This is a genomic window from Microbulbifer sp. NBRC 101763, from assembly GCF_040371615.1.
GTDB lineage: Bacteria > Pseudomonadota > Gammaproteobacteria > Pseudomonadales > Cellvibrionaceae > Microbulbifer > Microbulbifer variabilis.
In genome coordinates, this window is the sequence record NZ_BAABQV010000001.1 from 67,559 (window position 1) to 85,268 (window position 17,710).

General features: G+C 49.3%; 14 protein-coding genes. 7 read left to right on the forward strand and 7 right to left on the reverse strand.

What is annotated here, in order from left to right; translation table 11 throughout:
• Window positions 1-136 precede the first annotated feature (136 nt).
• From ABWV76_RS00385 to purM, 3 genes are all read right to left on the reverse strand, one after another.
• Window positions 137-841 carry a DUF3108 domain-containing protein gene (locus tag ABWV76_RS00385; protein ID WP_282951291.1) on the reverse strand — a complete coding sequence of 235 codons (705 nt, stop codon included), beginning with the start codon at window positions 839-841 and terminating at the stop codon, window positions 137-139.
• Between the two features lie 97 nt (window positions 842-938).
• Window positions 939-1,592, reverse strand: a complete 654-nt coding sequence (gene purN, locus ABWV76_RS00390; RefSeq protein WP_282951290.1) for a phosphoribosylglycinamide formyltransferase — start codon at window positions 1,590-1,592, stop codon at window positions 939-941.
• A complete protein-coding gene (purM, locus tag ABWV76_RS00395) occupies window positions 1,592-2,653 on the reverse strand; it encodes a phosphoribosylformylglycinamidine cyclo-ligase (protein ID WP_020411666.1) in 1,062 nt (353 codons plus the stop codon). Before purM ends, purN begins: the two co-directional genes overlap by 1 nt.
• Before the next feature lie 276 nt (window positions 2,654-2,929).
• On the opposite strand from purM, the gene ABWV76_RS00400 reads away from it, so the two are divergent.
• From ABWV76_RS00400 to ABWV76_RS00415, 4 genes are all read left to right on the forward strand, one after another.
• Entirely contained in the window at window positions 2,930-4,027 is a 1,098-nt protein-coding gene (locus ABWV76_RS00400; RefSeq protein WP_353374935.1) for a DUF2066 domain-containing protein, read from the forward strand.
• A gap of 1 nt (window position 4,028) precedes the next feature.
• Window positions 4,029-4,742, forward strand: coding sequence for a DnaA regulatory inactivator Hda (gene hda / locus ABWV76_RS00405; protein ID WP_020411668.1), 714 nt, complete (start codon window positions 4,029-4,031; stop codon window positions 4,740-4,742).
• 216 nt (window positions 4,743-4,958) lie between these two features.
• On the forward strand, window positions 4,959-5,894 hold the full coding sequence (locus ABWV76_RS00410) for a universal stress protein (RefSeq protein ID WP_353374936.1): 936 nt from the start codon (window positions 4,959-4,961) through the stop codon (window positions 5,892-5,894).
• Window positions 5,895-6,346: 452 nt separating this feature from the next.
• A complete protein-coding gene (locus ABWV76_RS00415) occupies window positions 6,347-8,164 on the forward strand; it encodes a DUF885 domain-containing protein (RefSeq protein WP_353374937.1) in 1,818 nt (605 codons plus the stop codon).
• Between the two features lie 77 nt (window positions 8,165-8,241).
• Here the strand turns inward: ABWV76_RS00415 and ABWV76_RS00420 are convergent, their stop codons facing one another.
• Window positions 8,242-10,119 carry a DUF885 domain-containing protein gene (locus ABWV76_RS00420; RefSeq protein WP_020411671.1) on the reverse strand — a complete coding sequence of 626 codons (1,878 nt, stop codon included), beginning with the start codon at window positions 10,117-10,119 and terminating at the stop codon, window positions 8,242-8,244.
• Between the two features lie 232 nt (window positions 10,120-10,351).
• Window positions 10,352-10,933 carry a superoxide dismutase gene (locus ABWV76_RS00425; protein WP_020411673.1) on the reverse strand — a complete coding sequence of 194 codons (582 nt, stop codon included), beginning with the start codon at window positions 10,931-10,933 and terminating at the stop codon, window positions 10,352-10,354.
• 332 nt (window positions 10,934-11,265) lie between these two features.
• Between ABWV76_RS00425 and ABWV76_RS00430 the strand changes: the two genes are divergently transcribed.
• Both ABWV76_RS00430 and ABWV76_RS00435 read left to right on the forward strand, forming a co-directional pair.
• Entirely contained in the window at window positions 11,266-12,021 is a 756-nt protein-coding gene (locus tag ABWV76_RS00430; RefSeq protein ID WP_282951285.1) for a hypothetical protein, read from the forward strand.
• Window positions 12,022-12,172: 151 nt separating this feature from the next.
• Window positions 12,173-13,681, forward strand: a complete 1,509-nt coding sequence (locus ABWV76_RS00435; RefSeq protein ID WP_353374938.1) for a fumarate hydratase — start codon at window positions 12,173-12,175, stop codon at window positions 13,679-13,681.
• Window positions 13,682-13,866: 185 nt separating this feature from the next.
• Here ABWV76_RS00435 and ABWV76_RS00440 read toward each other — a convergent pair whose 3' ends face one another.
• A complete protein-coding gene (locus ABWV76_RS00440) occupies window positions 13,867-14,784 on the reverse strand; it encodes a LysR substrate-binding domain-containing protein (protein WP_026304906.1) in 918 nt (305 codons plus the stop codon).
• 212 nt (window positions 14,785-14,996) lie between these two features.
• On the opposite strand from ABWV76_RS00440, the gene ABWV76_RS00445 reads away from it, so the two are divergent.
• Entirely contained in the window at window positions 14,997-15,683 is a 687-nt protein-coding gene (locus ABWV76_RS00445) for a sterol desaturase family protein (protein WP_353374939.1), read from the forward strand.
• A 20-nt stretch (window positions 15,684-15,703) separates the two neighbouring features.
• Here the strand turns inward: ABWV76_RS00445 and ABWV76_RS00450 are convergent, their stop codons facing one another.
• Complete coding sequence (locus tag ABWV76_RS00450; RefSeq protein WP_353374940.1) at window positions 15,704-17,527, reverse strand: DUF885 domain-containing protein; 1,824 nt, start codon at window positions 17,525-17,527, stop codon at window positions 15,704-15,706.
• Window positions 17,528-17,710: the final 183 nt, after the last annotated feature.

A 17,710-nucleotide genomic window follows, 5' to 3' on the forward strand; every position in this document is an offset into this window, starting at 1 on the left:
TAGCAAATCCCTTACTGGAAAAGTTAGGCAATAGAAAACTGCCTGAGCAAGGGAAAGGAGTCACTTTATAATGAGAAAGGAGGCAAAAATCCATCAAATGAATAGATTTTTTTTTGCCTCGCGGGGAACTGGTTTTTTATTGGCCTGAGCTGACGTTTTTTCCATTAATGGATAGATTTGTCATGGTGATTTGGTATTTTTTACCATTTTCCTCTCTTTGAACAAGCTTCACTAACGCATAGTTCCACTGGGGGGCAATCCAGACTGTTGTCTCTCTTGCAGAGTCGGCATCCCGAACCCTGCGCACTTTAATTGTCTCGATTTCCCCCATCGGGGTATCCAGGGTTTCAGTGCCTTCTCGGGCAAAAGTGTATTTGCGAATCTTCTTGCCATCGGCAATTTCGTACTGGAGGTCTTCTTTGCCTGCGGCGACATCCATTGTCAGTTGCAACTGGTAGCTGACCTTATCGAGAATATGTGGAGGTACATCTTTCAAATCCCTTTCGGGATTGGAAACATTGAGTACCATGCCCTTGTCTGGTTCAAAATTGAGCACAGTGCCGCGATTACGGCCCAGTCCTTTGCGGCGATATTCGTAATGGTAGGGAGTTATGTGGCCGTTCTCACTGGTAAAGCGGGAGTACTCTTTGATGCTGGCAAATAGGGTGTTGGTGCTGAAATCCAGTCGCCAATTGCCCTGCTGGCCTGTGAGCTCGCGGGTGGCGGTGACGCTGATACCATTGAAGCGCGCAGTATAGGTCGCTTTAAAGGGTTCTAATTGGTTGGCCAGGGTTTGGCTGGTGAGTAGAAAAAGAAATAGAGAGGAAACTAAAAAACGCACGGCTGAGCCCCACTAATACTGAGTCTCCTTGAATATTAGCCGGCGGGACTGGCAAAGTACATTGAAGGACTTTTACCCCGCCAGCTAATAACAGGTCTCAGCTGTTTAGTTTGGCTCCGCTACGGGGTAGGAGTTCGCCATCCAACTGGGAGCGATCACCGTGCATATGCAACCTTTTCTCTGCGAACCAGGTAACTGCCATTGGGTATATTGCATGTTCCTGCACTTGAACCCGCTTGGCCAATGACTCTGTTGTATCCCCATCTTTTATAGGGACTACAGCCTGGATGATGGCTGGGCCCCCATCCAGTTCTTCGGTAACAAAGTGCACGGTAGCGCCGTGCTCGCAATCACCGGCATCCAGGGCGCGCTGGTGGGTGTGTAAGCCCTGGTACTTTGGCAGCAGGGAAGGATGAATATTGAGTAGGCGCCCGCTGTAGTGCTGTACAAACTCCGGTGTCAGGATGCGCATGAAACCGGCCAGGACTACCAGATCTGTTTGTTGGCTGTCGATCTCGGAAATCAGAGCACGGTCAAAATCCTCTCGGCTGGAGAACTCCCGATGATCAATCACTGAGCATGAGACGCCAGCTTCGGCGGCTCGAGTCAGGCCGTAGGCCCCAGATTTATTACTGATAACTGAGCAGATAGAAAAGGGCGCGTCGGTTTTTGCCGAGGCATCCAATAGCGCTTGCAGGTTACTGCCACTGCCGGAGATCAAAACGGTAACTTTGCATACACCCTGAGTCATTATAAGCCTGCCAGTTCAACAGCTTCCGAGCCCTCAACGGCATTTTCAATGCTGCCCACTACAAAGGCTTCCTCACCCAGTTGTTTGAGGGTTTCCAGAGCTTTATCAGCTTGATTAGCAGGTACACAAATTACCATGCCGACACCGCAGTTGAATGTGCGGTACATTTCGCGTGGGTCGATATTGCCTGCGCCCTGCAGCCAGCGAAATACCGCCGGCATTTCCCAGCTGCTAACGTCAACGCGCGCAAGGCACCCTTCAGGAAGAACACGGGGCAGGTTTTCCAGCAGGCCGCCGCCGGTGATATGGCTGAGGGCATTAACCTGGACACTCTTCATCAGCTGCAGCAGGTTCTTGACATAGATACGAGTGGGCGCCATTAAGGCTTTGGCCAGGGTTTCTCCGCCAACAGCCTCTTCCAGGTCGGCACTGCTGACTTCCAGTACTTTTCGGATCAGTGAGTAGCCATTGGAGTGAGGGCCACTGGAAGAGAGACCGATCAAAATATCGCCGCTTTTGACTTTGCTGCCGTCGATGATTTCTGATTTTTCCACCACTCCCGTACAGAATCCGGCCAAGTCGTAGTCGTCGCCCTCATACATGCCTGGCATCTCGGCGGTCTCGCCACCTACCAGTGCACAGCCGGCCAGCTCACAACCTTTACCAATTCCAGAGACTACCTCAGTGGCGATATCTACATTGAGTTTGCCGGTAGCGTAGTAATCGAGGAAGAACAGGGGCTCAGCGCCTGCGACGACAAGGTCGTTGACGCACATGGCAACCAGGTCAATGCCGATGCTGTCGTGGATACCCAAGTCCATTGCCAAGCGTAGTTTGGTTCCCACACCATCGGTGCCAGAAACTAATACGGGCTCTTTATAGCCAGAGGGCAATTGGCAAAGGGCGCCAAAACCGCCCAGGCCGCCCATTACTTCTGGCCGGGAGGTGCGTTTGGCTACATGTTTGATGCGCTCTACCAGGGCGTTACCCGCGTCGATATCGACTCCGGCATCTTTATAGGAGAGGGATGATTGAGTGGATTGCGGCTTGGAATCGCTCATGATTCTTCCTGCGGTGGGTATTCGAAGGGCGCGTATTCTAGCCGGGTCTTGCCTCAGTAGCCACGCCCTGGCGGCATCTCATTAGGCGATTATGGAATTTATCTCCATGTTGGCCTGTTGAAATACACGAATAGTGAGAACTCGGGGCTGAGAGAAGTCGCCGACGCTGATACAATAGCCCCAATTTTTATCCTAACCGTGGATTTTGGCGTCTTGCGCATCAATAACAATTTCGTGCAAGCTCACGGGGTGGAATGAGGTTTGGAGAGAAATCCTATGCACAAGCTGCTCCGGCAGGGATTGGTGTTGCAGTTACTGGCACTGCTTTTCGGTGCGCTAAGCCTGCCAGTCCAGGCTCGAGTTATCTCGGATCTATACGAAGTGGTTGAAACCGTGCCCAGTCGTGGCGCTACAGACCGTGCGGCTGCGGGTAGCCGGGGACTCGAGCGGGTATTTGTGCGGGTTACAGGGGATGCCGCTATTGGCAGTAACCCCAATCTGCAATCGCTCCTGCCAAAGGCTCAACAGTTAGTACAGGGCTATCGCTACACTAGCGAGAACAATCAGCTTTATCTTCATCTCTCTTTTGACCCCCAGGCTGTCTCCAGGCAAGTTCACCAGCTGGGTTTACCTATGTGGCCAAATAACCGCCCAGGCACTTTAGTCTGGCTGGCCGTAGATACACTGCAAGATGGCCGCAGTGTCCTGCGTGAAGAAGATGCTCCAGAATTATTCTCTGTGCTTGACGCTATGGCCATAGAGCGGGGCGTTCCACTGGATTTCCCGGTGATGGATCTCAACGATCAGCGCAATATGCCTTTAGGGTCCCTCTGGGCTCAAGACGAGGCAGCTGCCGAACGTGCGGGTTTTCGCTACCGACCCGATGCTACTCTGATGGGGCGCCTATTGCAGGCTTCCGGCCGCCGCTGGCAGGCAGATTGGCTGCTGTTACACGGTGGGCGCAGCTATGCGTTCGACAGTAATGGTGGTTCTTTGGAAGAGGTGGCCTTACGAGGGGTTAACCAGATGGCTAACTTGTTAGCCCAGCGCTATGCGGTGCGCCCAGAAGGACAGGATGCTGAATCTGGAGCTGTGATTGTTGAACTGTCTGGTGTTGGTAGTTTTGCCGACTATACCGAAGCTTTGGCTTACCTGCAGGGGTTGGCTCAGGTGAGCAGTGCTCAGCTGCTCTCAGTAGAGAGCGATCGAGCGCGCTTGGCCTTGGTCACCTCTGTGGGGATGCGCAATTTACGTGATGCCCTAGCACTAAACCATAAATTGAGGGCACAGGGCCACGGGGACCCCATCGACCTGAGTGGAAACCGTGCCCCACTGGGCAGTGCTGACAATCCGTTGCGTTATCGCTGGGACTGAGATGAGTATTCCGCAGCAGTTGCCACTGGGCGTCTCCCTCCGGGACGATGCCACTTTCGATAACTTCTATCTGTCTGAGATGGACCCCAACCGTCAGGTTGTAGCCATGCTTCAGTCGTTTGCAAGTGGGCAGAACCCCGAGTCGGCAGTGTATATCTGGGGGGAGGCCGGTAGTGGTGTCAGCCATTTGTTACAGTCGGCCTGCCAAAGTGCCGAGGCCAATGGTCGTACGTTCCAATACCTGCCTATGGCTGAGCTGATGGCGATGGACCCTCTGGTGCTTTTGGATGGCCTTGAGCAGCTGGATTTGGTTTGTATTGATGACCTGCACCTTTTGGAGGGGCAGCCACAGTGGCAGACGGCGATGTTCCACCTATACAATCGGGTTAGGGATAGTGGCAGGCAGCTGTTGCTTGGGGCGCGTAAGTCCCCCCGGGGGATGGACATTGCCCTCGCGGACTTGCAGTCACGTCTTCAGTGGGCTCTGGTATTCCAGCTACAACCCATGAACGATAAGGATAAGGTAGCTGCACTGCGCAGGCGCAGCCGCTTGCGTGGTTTTGATTTGCCTGAGGATGTGGCCCAATACATATTACACCGCGCCCCTAGGGATACCCGGGCCTTATTTCTGTGCTTGGAGCAGTTGGATAGAGCTTCCCTGATGGCACAGCGCAAAATCACCATCCCCTTTGTGAAGCAAGTGCTGGATATCTAATTGGTTAGAGGATTGACCGGCGCCACACTGCGCCGGTAGTTTATCTACAAAAATATTCTACTCCCGGATCTTTTCTCAGATCCATCAGATGCCCTTATTGGTCCTTTTTCTTTGATTTTCCCTCGCCCCACAATATCAAGTGGTGACGGCCTTGGGGCTCGTGCGTAAATTGCTGTCCCTGCTTACTTCCGAGGCTCACAGCCAGAGGAGATTGATATGCCAAATGTTCATAGAATCCTCTATGTGAGTCACGCTGCGGAAGATGAAAGTAGCGGCTTATTGCAGGCATTTGCAGTTGCTCGCAATAACCATGCGGATATTAAGGTTTTGTTGGTGTGCCCTGCAGTACCTGAAGGTTTTGAGGATTTTGGTGAGTTGTGTGAAAAGGCCATGCTGGAGCGGGTAAGGGGGGAGATTGCTTCAGCCCAGGAGAGGATGAACCTGCCCAAGGACCAGGTAAAACTGGAAATAGAATCTGACTGCGGTCCACGCCCCGCCGAACGGGTGATTCGTCGGGTTCTTACCGGGGGCTATGACTTGGTCATTAAGAATGTAGAAGGGCGCACCCAGCGTAAGGGTTTTAAAGCTATTGATATGGAATTATTACGTAAATGCCCTTGTCCGGTTTGGTTATGTCGGCCGATAGAGCGTACTCACACTGATATTCGGGTTGCAGTGGCAATAGACCCAGAGACCGATGCGGCTAGTACTTATGATCTGGCAATTCGCCTGTTGCGCTGGGCTAGGGTATTGGCGGATAGCTGCAGTGGCACCCTACATGTAATTTCCTGCTGGGACTATGACGTGGATGAGTATCTGCGCCGCCATTTTCCGCTCAGTGCTTCTGAAGAGGAATTGGATCAGGCTACCGAGGCCGCGCGATCCCAACATCGCTCGAAGCTGGATGTGCTGATCCGTGCATCGGGCATTGGTGGAGACATACAGGTCCATCACGTGATTGCCCATCCTGATAACTATATCCCGCTGCTAATCGATGAGGAAAAGCTTGATTTGTTGGTGATGGGAACGGTGGGGCGCGCAGGAATACCTGGATTTATTATGGGTAATACCGCAGAGAATATCTTACAAAAAGTTAGCTGCTCTCTCCTAGCGTTAAAGCCCAGTGATTTTGAATCCCCTATTAAAATTTAATTTTTGGATTCTTGGTTAAGGTGCAATTGATATATTAATTTCTTTTGTTTCAAGTTATTAGATTTTTTTCAGGGTCTTTTTTTCATCTTTCTTATATGTTGGGTGGCTTGGGGTTTTAGTTTCTTTTGATTGTTTTTTCTGAGTGAAAAATTCAAGAAGGTTATTGTCTAGAGACAGTATGGCCTGGTATTTCTGAATATTGCTTTTATTTAGCTGTTTAACTCTTATTGATGTTATCAATATTTACATATTGATTGCCAAATTACTTGTTCCTTGGTGCCAGTTGGGTTTTATTTAAGTCGGGGCTTTTCAAGTGGCTACTTACCTAAATTGATTTTCAGTTGGTGTTTTGTCGCTCAATTCTACTTATTCGTCGCACTAAAAAGCCAGAGCGGTTGTGCCAGACCTCATTATAGAGTGAGAATGGAGTCACAAGTTAGGAGGAGAAGATAATGATAAAAAGGATATCCAAATGGTTAGGCGGGATACTATTACTCGGGGTTGTAGCAGTATCGGTCTTTGCTGTCAATGCGATCTATTTTAAACCCTGGTCTATCAATGTGTATTTCGAGCGTGCTTTTATTAAGCTCGGCAGCACCAGTCCAGAGATTCTCTCCCAACTGCGGGTGTTGGAGCAATTTGGTATCGATGGGCACAATGCTCACCTGGATGATGTTTCTGAAGAAGAACAGCAACGCCAGATGCAAATGATTAAAGATGAGCTGGCAGTGCTGCAGGGGTATAACCGCGGGGAGCTAAACGGGCAGAAGGCAATTTCATACGATGTGTTTGCTCACTTTCTTGGCAATATGGTGGAGGGAGAGCGGTGGAAACATCATAATTATCCGCTTAACCAGATGTTTGGGGTACAAAATAGCTTGCCCGAATTTCTTGCCGAAGTACACCAGATCAATAATGTCAAAGAGGCAGAGTATTATCTCTCCCGGCTAAGCGAGGTTGATAGAAAGTTCTCCCAGGTGCTTGACGGGTTAAGAATCCGTGAACAGAAAAAAATTCTACCCCCTCGCTTTGTTATCGATAGTGTATTGGAGGAGATGCAGGGTTTTATTGCTGTTCCTGCTCATGAAAATATCCTCTTTACCTCTTTGCAAGAGCGCTTAGGGAAAATTGAAGGATTACCGGAGCAGGAGCGCACACGTATTCTGGGTAGGGGTGAGGCTTTGATTGATGCGGAAGTTTATCCTGCATATAAAAGCCTGATCGCTTATTACCGTGAGTTGCAACCACAGGTCTATGAAAATAATGGGGTTTGGGCATTACCGGATGGTGATGAATTTTACGCTTACCAAGTGCGCAGTCATACATCCACTGATTTGAAACCGGAGGATTTGCATCGTATTGGTCTTGAGGAAGTTGCTCGTATTGAAGGGGAGATGAGCCGAATTTTCGCCTCGGTAGGCCAGGATAGCGGCAGTATCAGTGAGCGTTTCGCGGGGATTAATAATGACCCCCAGTTCCTCTATGAGGATTCTGATCAGGGGCGTGAGCAGATCATAGCCGATTATCAAGCGATGATTGATGAGGTAAATACGGGCTTGGGAGATTACTTTGATATAAAGCCGGCGATGGGTGTTGAAGTTCGTCGTGTGCCTGAATTTAAGGAGCAGGGGGCTCCCGGCGCCTATTATAATCCCCCGGCTATGGATGGTTCTCGCCCCGGTGTATTTTATGCAAACTTGCGAGATGTTCATGAAACCAAGAAGTTTGGCATGCGCACTTTGGCCTATCATGAAGCTGTTCCCGGCCATCATTTTCAATTGGCGATAGCCCAGGAATTACAGGGGGTTCCCACTTTCCGAAAAATGGGTTTATTTACTGCCTATGCCGAAGGCTGGGCCCTCTATGCTGAGCAGGTAGCGAAGGAGGCTGGTTTCCAGGAAAACCCCTATGATGACCTGGGTCGACTGCAGGCGGAAATGTTTCGTGCTGTGCGATTGGTTGTGGATACCGGCTTGCATCACAAACGCTGGAGTCGTGAGGAAGCAATCGAGTATATGGTGGAAAAAACTGGTATGACAGAAACTGAGGTTACCACTGAAATTGAACGTTATCTTGTGATGCCGGGCCAAGCCCTGGCTTATAAAGCAGGAATGTTGAAAATCCTGGAGCTGCGTGAAAGGGCCCGTGAAAAATTGGGTGGCGACTTTGATATTCGACAGTTCCACAACGTGGTCTTAACTAATGGAGCCTTGCCATTGGCAGTGCTTGAGCAGCAGGTGGACAGCTGGATCACAATGAAAAAAGGGTAATGCTTTTTCGTACCCATAAAATAAAAAGGCCGCTCAATGAGCGGCCTTTTTATTGGAGTTACTTTTGTTATATGAAGCTAGCTATTCGCTTTCACTTGTGCGACCCATTCATTCACGAGCTCTTCCAGTACATCAAGTGGCACTGCACCATTGGCTAGAATAGTGTCGTGGAAGCCGCGAACATCAAACTTGTCACCAAGCTCTGCCTTGGATTTCTCGCGCAGCTCGACAATCTTGAGCATGCCGATTTTATAAGCGGTCGCCTGGCCGGGCATGACGATATAGCGTTCGATAGCCTTAACTACATCGCCTTTTGGGTTGGGGGTATTTTCCACCAAGTAGTCGATGGCTTGTTCGCGAGTCCATTTCTTGGCGTGGAGGCCAGTATCCACAACCAGGCGGCCTGCGCGCCACAACTCCATAGCTAGGCGACCAAAGTCAGAGTAGGGGTCTTCATAGAAACCCAGTTCCTTGGGAACCAGCTCTGAGTAGAGCCCCCAGCCCTCGGTATAGGCCGTGTAGCCACCGTATTTGCGGAATTTTGGAATATCCTGAAGCTCCTGGGCGATAGAGAGCTGCATATGATGGCCGGGGATACCCTCATGGTAAGCCAGTGCTTCCATTTGATAGGTGGGCATATCTGACATGTTGTAGAGGTTGGCGTAGTAAATGCCGGGACGGGACCCATCTGGAGCAGGGCGCTGATAGAAGGCTTTGCCGGCAGATTTTTCACGGAATGGCTCAACAGCTCTTACATCAAGTTCAGCTTTGGGCTTGGTAATAAACAGCTCATCCAAACGCCCCTTCATGGTGTCGATAATAGCGGTGGCTTTCTCCAGGTATTCCGCCTTACCTTCCTCTGTAGTGGGGTAGTAGAACTGCTTGTCGGTTCGCATGAATTCGAAGAATTCCTGCAAGTTACCCTCGAACTTTACTTTGCGCATGATCTCACGCATTTCGTCGTGGATACGTGCAACTTCTTTGAGACCTGTCTGATGGATTTCATCAGCAGTCATGTCGGTAGTGGTGTATACACCCAGGCGGAATTTGTAGAAATCCTCACCATCAGCCAGTTTCCAGGCGCCGTCGTCGGTGGTGGCTTTTTTCTCAAGCTCCTGCAAATAGCCGATCAGTTTTTCATAGGCGGGGCCCGTGCTCTCTTTCAGCGCGGTACTGGCTTTGTCGATGAGTGCTTGTTTCTGCTCTTTGCCAATATCCAGTTTTTCTACTTTGCCTTTAAAGTCAGCAAACAGAGGGCTGTCTTTATCACCGTTAAAAGGTGCACCATTGATCAGGTTTTGCGAATCACTGATTACGTAGGGGAATACGAATTTTGGTACAATGGTGCCAGCTTCAGCATTGGCTTTCAGTTTCTCTTCCAACTGGGAGAAGTACTTGGGCATTGCATTCAGGCGCGCGATATAAGCCTCAGCATCACTTACATCGTCAATGCGGTGCTGGCTAATAAGTAGGGAGGCCGCACTGGTGTGTGTGGCGTACATCTGGTTGACGGGATAGCTGTGGTTGCGCCACTTATAGCCCTCGATATCCTGTTCCAGGTTACGCTTGGCCAAGCGCAAGCTCAGCCGGGTGGCTTCGTCCAGGTTACTGGGGTCAATTTTGTTTAGTTCAGCCAGCTGACGCTTGTCAATTTCCAGGGTTTCTTTGGCGAATTCCGGGGAGAGGTCGTCCCACTTATCGTAGTCCTCTTTTTTGCCCAGGAATGTTTTGAATTCTGGGCTGCGGGAAAGATGCTCCTGGAAGAAGTCCTCGAACATCTGGTTAACCTGTTTGATGGCTTCCTGGCTTACCTCGGTAGTGGTGTCTTGTGAGGCTTTGCTTTCTGCTGCAGGAGCGGTCATATTCTGCTCCGCTGTGTTCGGTTTGCCGCGGTCACAGCCGCTGATAACAAGAGCACTTATGGCAGCTGCGATCAGGGTCGGTTTCAACTTCATGAGCATATTCCCAGTGTTCGGAGGTTCGTTGCTACTTTGTGCCACTCAAGTGGCATTCTCTAGGTTTTCGTTGCTATGGAATTTGCAGTTCCAAAGCGCACAGTAGAAGGTATTGTGCGCACTTGTGGTGCTTTTGGCCAGAGGCAGTTTCCCTCCACTTCGGTGTCACAGTTGCGCCCTGACCAAAAATAAAAAAGCGGGCACAGGGCCCGCTTTTTAGGTGAACTCGCGATTAAGCGAAATTCTGGTTTACAAATTCCCAGTTCACCAGATTCCAGAAGGCTTCCATGTACTTCGGACGCAGGTTGCGGTAGTCGATGTAGTAAGCGTGTTCCCACACATCGCAGGTCATCAGGGGAGTTACACCCTCTTCGGTCAGTGGAGTAGCTGCATTGGAGGTGTTCACGATTGCAACTGAGCCATCAGCCTTTTTCACCAGCCAAGTCCAGCCGGAGCCAAAATTGTTAACGGCACTGGTGGTAAACTCTTCTTTGAATTTTTCAAAGCTGCCGAAAGCGGCAGTGATAGCTTCAGCGATTGCGCCAGTGGCTTCGCCGCCGCCGTTGGGGCTCAGGCAGTTCCAGTAGAAAGTGTGGTTCCACACCTGGGCCGCGTTATTGAATACACCACCAGAGGAGGACTTGATGACTTCTTCCAGGGATTTGTCAGCATCAGCGGTGCCTTCCAGCAGGCCGTTCAGTTTATCTACGTAAGTTTTGTGGTGTTTGCCGTAGTGGTACTCCAAAGTCTCTTCGGAGATATGTGGGGCCAGGGCATTCATCGCGTAGGGGAGTTCGGGCAATTCGAAAGCCATGGTGTCTTCCTTCCTTTGTTTTCGGGTTATTGGTGAGAGCATTCTACACGCGCCGTATGCCAGAATTAAGCCGGCGCGATTGAATAGGGGAATTTGGGACGATTTCCTCGAACTCAAGGGGGGGGTATATTGATGACAGTGTGCGACTGTCGTCTATTCTTACCAGTGGCCGCTTACTTTTTCGTCAATTTTTGGTATAACTGCCGCAGAATTCGACGAATCTGTCTTGGCTTTGATTGCCACATAGTATTCGATTTACCGGTACCTGGCTGGGCTGTTTTGAACCAGCCGGTACCGAATTCAGCAGATTTAGCTACCGGGTGTATTAATACATGCAACGCAGAGAGCCCACACTGGACGGCAGCGCCGCTATTGAACCAGCACTGGACCCACGGTCACAAAGAGAGAGTGAGACGGCGACTGAACCGCAGGTTATTGTTGAAGAGCGCCGCGGAGGTTTTTCCTTCCTCGGTATGTGTGCACTTGTCCTCGCAATGGGCGGGCTTGCCGCTTCAGGTTTTCTCTACCAGCAGTGGCAAGAGAGCCGTACTCAATTGGTTAATGCCGAAAACCGTATTGCCGATGCGGAGAGCCGGATTGCCGAGCTGGAGAAGCGTTTTAATCTCTCTGACGAGGAATCCACGGCATCTGTTGAGGTGCTAAATGCTAAAGCCAAAGAGAACTCCTCTGAGATTCGTAAACTCTGGGGTGTTGCTTACGATACTAACCGCAAGAGTATCACTGCAAATAAAGCAGCTGTTGCAGCCAATAAGAAGCAGGTTGCTGCACTCAATACCAAGCTGGGCAGCCTCGATGCCAGTGTGAAGAAGATTGCCGCTGTTGAAACTGCATTGTCGGAGCTGCGCAAGAGTAACACCGACAGCAAGCGCGAGATGACGGATAAAATTTCGCGTTTGGAACGACAACTAGCTTCTGTGCGCAGTGACCTGACTATGCGTGTCGGCGCTAATGAGGAAGCTGTGGAGTCTATCGACGCTTATCGACGCTCTGTTAATAAAGATCTGGTGCAATTGCGCGATGCAATTCGCTCCCTGCAGGCCAGCGAGCCAACTGCCTCATCTATGTAGGCATTGCGAGAAATAAAAAAGGGCGAACCCTATGTTCGCCCTTTTTTATTGCCCTGATAAATCAACAAGTCCCTTGCCAAATCAATAACCGGTCTATAACCCTACATTTCGTGTAGAATCGCCGGCCTTGAGACGTTAATCGGAGTTGGGTATGACCACTATCCGCCAGGATGATCTGATCGATAGCGTGGCTGACGCGCTGCAATTTATTTCTTACTACCACCCACAGGACTTCATTCGGGCCCTGAACAAGGCTTATGAGAAAGAGGTCAACCCGGCGGCCAAGGACGCCATGGCACAGATACTGATCAACTCACGTATGTGCGCCGAAGGCCATCGTCCCATTTGCCAGGACACGGGTATTGTGACCGTGAAGCTGAAAGTGGGCATGAATGTGCGCTGGGACGCTGAAATGGGTGTCACCGATATGGTGAACGAAGGTGTGCGTCGTGCCTATAAGAATGCCAGCAATGTGCTGCGAGCTTCTATTCTTGATGACCCTGACGGCGCGCGTAAAAACACTGGTGACAATACTCCAGCGGTTATCCACTACGAGATTGTACCCGGTGATACTGTCGAAGTTTACGTAGCGGCCAAGGGGGGTGGCAGTGAAGCCAAGACCAAGTTTGCCATGCTGAATCCGTCTGACTCCGTAGTGGACTGGGTTTTGAAGATGGTGCCGCAGATGGGCGCTGGTTGGTGCCCGCCGGGCATGCTGGGTATCGGCATCGGTGGTACTGCTGAGAAAGCCATGTTACTGGCTAAGGAGTCACTCCTAGATCCTATCGATATTCAGGAGCTGCGAGAGCGCGGCGCCTCCAGCCGTGCTGAAGAGCTTCGTTTGGAGTTATATGATTCCGTAAACAAACTGGGTATTGGTGCTCAGGGGCTTGGCGGACTGACCACTGTCCTGGATGTAAAGATTAAGGATTATCCTACTCACGCAGCTAACAAGGCAGTGGCGATTATTCCCAATTGTGCCGCTACTCGTCATACGCACTTCACTCTGGATGGCTCTGGCCCCGCGTGCCAGACTCCGCCGAAGCTGGAAGACTGGCCGGAAATTACTCGTGAAGCTGGCAGCAACACTCGCCGTGTCAACCTGGATACCGTCACTGCAGAGGATGTGCAGAGCTGGCAGCCCGGTGAAACCTTGCTACTGAATGGCAAGATGCTTACTGGTCGCGACGCCGCTCACAAAAAAATGGTGGATATCCTAGCGAAAGGGGAGAAGCTGCCAGTGGACCTGACTGGCCGCTTTATCTATTACGTAGGGCCGGTAGATCCTGTGCGGGATGAAGTGGTTGGCCCCGCAGGCCCAACTACCGCGACCCGTATGGATAAGTTTACGCGCACTATGCTCGAAGAGACTGGCCTGCAAGGGATGATCGGTAAGGCAGAGCGTGGCCCAGTGGCAATTGAAGCGATTCGTGACAATAAAGCGGTATACCTGATGGCTGTGGGCGGCGCAGCGTACCTGGTAGCTCAGGCGATTAAAGCCTCCAAGGTAATTGCTTTTCCGGAGCTGGGTATGGAAGCCATCTACGAGTTTGAGGTGGAGGACATGCCAGTAACCGTAGCTGTCGATAGCCAGGGTGAGTCTGTGCATACCACTGGACCGTTGATCTGGAAGGCAAAAATTGAGGAGGGCGTCGTCTAAGGGCTGCCTCAATTTATACAAGCCGGGTCCGCGAGGTTCCCGGCTTTTTTTGTCTTCAAGCTTTTAGGGATTAAGTTTGGCGGGACTAGGTTGTCTTCTCAGCTAGTCACTGTAAACAGGCATAGTAAAAGCCTAACCTAATGCCTCAATTAGATTCATCCTGGTGCAGCACACTCCAAAAGCCTCTACATACCCAGCTCTGGGTAAAGCTGCAAAATGGTTTCTCTTAACCAGCGATGGGCGGGGTTATTGGTTTGTGACTTATGCCAAATCAGCTGCAGGCTGACCTTGGGGAAGTCCATAGGCAGCTCAATTGTACGAACAGGTAGTGCTCGGTAATGAGAGAACTTCATCATCCTTGCGGGTACAACGGCAATTAAATCGGTGGTGGCGACTATATGAGGAAAGGAGGATAGGTGTGGGACACGCAGACAAATATTGCGCTGCAATTTATTCGGTCTGGCCAGCCTCTCCATCGGTGAGCCTACGGGGCTTCCCCTCAGCAATGATATTTGTGGTATTGATTGAAAATCCGCTTCAGAGATGGATTTTCCTACCTTCTCATTATGCTCTCCTGCGATCACCACCAATTCCTCTTCGGCAATAATCAGGCTGCTGTAATTGGGAGATTCTAATGGTAAATAATCGATAATTAAGTCGACTTCACCATTGCTTACCATTCTGGAAGTCATCTCTGATTCGTCAGGCAATATTGTGAGCCTTATCCCAGGTGCATACTCTCGTAGCCAGGCACTGAGTCCTGGGATCATAAGGGTTTCCACCACATCGGGTAGAACAATCGAGAAATCCCTTTCTGCCTCATGATGTTCAAAGTCGAGCTGCTGAAAGCTGGATCTCACTGCTCCAAGAGCGGTGTGAATGGAAGGGTGTAGTGACAGGGCACGCTCGGTAGGGCGTAGCCCTTTTGCGGTGCGGATAAAAAGGGCATCGTTATAGGTGGATCTCAAGCGCTTTAAAGCGGCACTTACTGCAGGTTGGCTCATGTGTAGCTTTACTGCAGCCCTAGTCAGGTTACGTTCGACCATCAGGGCATCAAATACAGGCAGTAAATTCAAGTCCATTGATCTGAGATGACTCGACATTATCAATCTCACAAATAATGCTGTTAATTATTATTTATTAGAATTCAATCATCCGCCTGATTATATTTCTGGTCAATCAAATTCTTAAATTTGCTAATGCAATTGATGAGAGGCACCCTTTACATCACTTCTAGAGAGATGTGATCAAACAGCCTGATTCTGATTGTTTATATAGTTTTACGGAATACCAACTCTAATAAAAAGGAGCAGATATGTCGATCAATCACGATGCGGCTACTTTCAGAGCCGGGTACCGGGCACGAGTGAAGAGCCGTTACAGCGGGTGGTTTCATCTATCGGGTATTCTGGCTATTGGCGTCGGAGTTTGTATTTACTGCATATTTCAGTTGGATATGTTAAAACCTTGGGAGTTATTAGTGATCCCCGTAGGAGTTGTTCTATATAACTTTTCTGAATACGCAAGTCATCGTTGGGCTGGTCATAAAAAAATTAGAATTGCAGGAGTTTTTTATCGCAGACATACTGGGGATCATCACAGTTTTTTCTCTCCGCCCCTGTTTTCAATTGATACTACCAGAGACTGGAGGATAGTACTTTTCCCTACTTACTTAACGGCAACTCTTGCTTTAGTGATAGCCCCGAGTTTAGGGTATTTTTTTTCTATTTTCTTGTCGATGGATGCTGCTTACCTCTTGATTGTGACTATTGTAGTAAATCATTTGGGTTATGAATTGTTGCACTTGGGATACCACCAGCCTCTGGATCATTGGTTTCATCGAGTTCCCGTTCTGCGTGAGTTGGCTCAACTACATCGTATACATCATCAACGTAACTTGATGAATCAATGTAACTTTAATTTGACTATCCCCCTGTTTGATTTTTTGCTGGGTACTTTTCATTGGGAATCTATTGGGTATTGCCAGAAGAACGAGAGTTAGAGCTCTAAAACGTATTTGGTTCAAATAGATCCCGTCTCCTCCAGCTGGGTCAACATTAGCTCTCGAATTATCGGTACAGGTGCATTACCAAAGCTGAGAAATTCTTCGTGAAATTCTTTTAAATTAAATTTTTTCCCGAGTTTCTGCTTTATTTCATCACGCAGAGAAAGTATGTCAGTGTAACCCGCGAAGTAACTGGTTAACTGTACTTGGCTCAAGGTGGCTCGCCGCCATTTGCCCTCAGCTTCAGCCTGCTGTTGGAATGCGCCTTGAATCATCAGCTTAAGTGCATCGGCTTCATTAAGGCCTTTTACTTGAACTTCATAATCCAGGATTGTATTGGTGATAGTGCGCAGGTTCCACTTGTAATACATCAGCCACAATTCTGGAGAAAAATTACCATATCCAGCTTCTAACATCATACGCTCAGCATAGACAGCCCACCCCTCGATCATGGCTCCATTACCTAGAATACTTTTTATAAGGCTGGGGGATTGGTTGGCATAAACCAACTGAGTATAGTGTCCCGGGATGGCCTCGTGGATATTGAGGATCTGCAGGGTGTAGTTATTGTATTCTCGTAGCAGGCTGTCAGCTTGATTGTCGCTGAGCTGTGCCATAGGCATTACATTGTAATAGGTAATGGCATTCTTATTGTAAGGTCCAGGAGCATTGATGGAGGCAACAGCAAAACCTTGAAGGTAAGGTGGAGTGGTGCGTACAATCAGAGGTTTGCCTTTATCCAGTGTAAGCAAGTTATTCTTAGTTACAAAAGTGGCTAATTCTGGAATTTGTTGTTCAACCTTCTCCTTAAAAGTATATTTTGTGGCATGGTGTTCGGATAGTTTATCTAGTACCTTTTGGATCTTGAGTTGCTTATCTGAAGGTGGGGCTTCTTTAGGATAATATCTGGGCCAGAGTTTTTCTGATAGCTCTAGCATTTTATCTCGAACTAATATCTTTTCTTCCATTGCAAGCTCGTAAAGTTCGGCTGCACTTATACCAATCTGGATGTCAAAATTGAATTTTTCCTCGTAGAGTTTTTCGCCAATACGAAAATCGCGGAATTTTCCAGTTTTTTCCAGTTTTTTTTGTAGTTTCTTCAGGAATGTAATATAGCCTTGGATAGCCTCGCGAGTTACTTCCAGGCGCTGTTGGAAAACTGCTTTTTCATCGTCGAACAATTGGCTGTTTACTGCTTTCTTTTCTGTCTCTTCACCGAACACTTCCATGGCCCCTTCATTTTGCTGGATAGCCAGTGCCAGTTGAGGGGCGGCGGGCCTGCGGATGTTATGCATAGCAGCTTGATAATATTCCGGTACCTTGCGCATACGAGTACTAAAAGTTCGTAAGCGTTGCTCTAAAGGTGCATACTCCGTATTCAATATAAGTGCAAAAGGATGAGAAACATTGTAATTGGAGGGGTCCCATTCAAAAGATTTGAAGGTGGTATATTCCCACTGTAAACGCAGAAGGAAGTTTAAGATCAATGCCAAGTCAGTACGTGCGTTGATGCTCAGCTGATCTATGTTCAGTGCATTAAACTTTTCTTCATAAGTCTCTGCAAAATCCAGCAAGTATTTCCGGTAGGCCTTATTGGGTACCTGTATCTGGGTGGCGACATCATAGTAGCCCTCACGAACAGCCCAGGACGGAAAAAGACGCCAGAGCCCATTAACGAACTGTTCACTCAATTGCTGGAAAGTCAGCTCTGTCTCAGCCCGCATTTCTGCGATAGTTTCGGACTCCGGGGGGGTAATACGGTTCTTATCCAGACTCTGTGGACCGCAGGCACTAGTTGAGAGGAATGACAGTAATATCAACATACACAAAAGGGCTTTCATAAGAGTCCTTGCTTCGCTGGGCTTCTAATACCTAGGGGCTGTTCAAAAATTAACACACTTGATGGCGTTGCTGCGGCTGGTCGGCACCAAATGTCTCCAACAGTGGCTTACCCCGCTGCTTTTAGCAGGCTGTTTCATATTGGCGTGTTAAAACCGTATAAAATGCCTTTTTTGAGTGTGTGC

Bases quoted from the DNA above. Each gene is read 5' to 3' on its own strand.
- ABWV76_RS00440 (WP_026304906.1), bottom strand. From the start codon at position 14,784: ATGTCGAGTCATCTCAGATCAATGGACTTGAATTTACTGCCTGTATTT.
- hda (WP_020411668.1), top strand. From the start codon at position 4,029: ATGAGTATTCCGCAGCAGTTGCCACTGGGCGTCTCCCTCCGGGACGAT.
- ABWV76_RS00430 (WP_282951285.1), top strand. From the start codon at position 11,266: ATGCAACGCAGAGAGCCCACACTGGACGGCAGCGCCGCTATTGAACCA.
- ABWV76_RS00450 (WP_353374940.1), bottom strand. From the start codon at position 17,527: ATGAAAGCCCTTTTGTGTATGTTGATATTACTGTCATTCCTCTCAACT.
- ABWV76_RS00410 (WP_353374936.1), top strand. From the start codon at position 4,959: ATGCCAAATGTTCATAGAATCCTCTATGTGAGTCACGCTGCGGAAGAT.
- ABWV76_RS00445 (WP_353374939.1), top strand. From the start codon at position 14,997: ATGTCGATCAATCACGATGCGGCTACTTTCAGAGCCGGGTACCGGGCA.
- purM (WP_020411666.1), bottom strand. From the start codon at position 2,653: ATGAGCGATTCCAAGCCGCAATCCACTCAATCATCCCTCTCCTATAAA.
- ABWV76_RS00420 (WP_020411671.1), bottom strand. From the start codon at position 10,119: ATGAAGTTGAAACCGACCCTGATCGCAGCTGCCATAAGTGCTCTTGTT.
- ABWV76_RS00415 (WP_353374937.1), top strand. From the start codon at position 6,347: ATGATAAAAAGGATATCCAAATGGTTAGGCGGGATACTATTACTCGGG.
- ABWV76_RS00425 (WP_020411673.1), bottom strand. From the start codon at position 10,933: ATGGCTTTCGAATTGCCCGAACTCCCCTACGCGATGAATGCCCTGGCC.
- ABWV76_RS00400 (WP_353374935.1), top strand. From the start codon at position 2,930: ATGCACAAGCTGCTCCGGCAGGGATTGGTGTTGCAGTTACTGGCACTG.
- ABWV76_RS00435 (WP_353374938.1), top strand. From the start codon at position 12,173: ATGACCACTATCCGCCAGGATGATCTGATCGATAGCGTGGCTGACGCG.
- purN (WP_282951290.1), bottom strand. From the start codon at position 1,592: ATGACTCAGGGTGTATGCAAAGTTACCGTTTTGATCTCCGGCAGTGGC.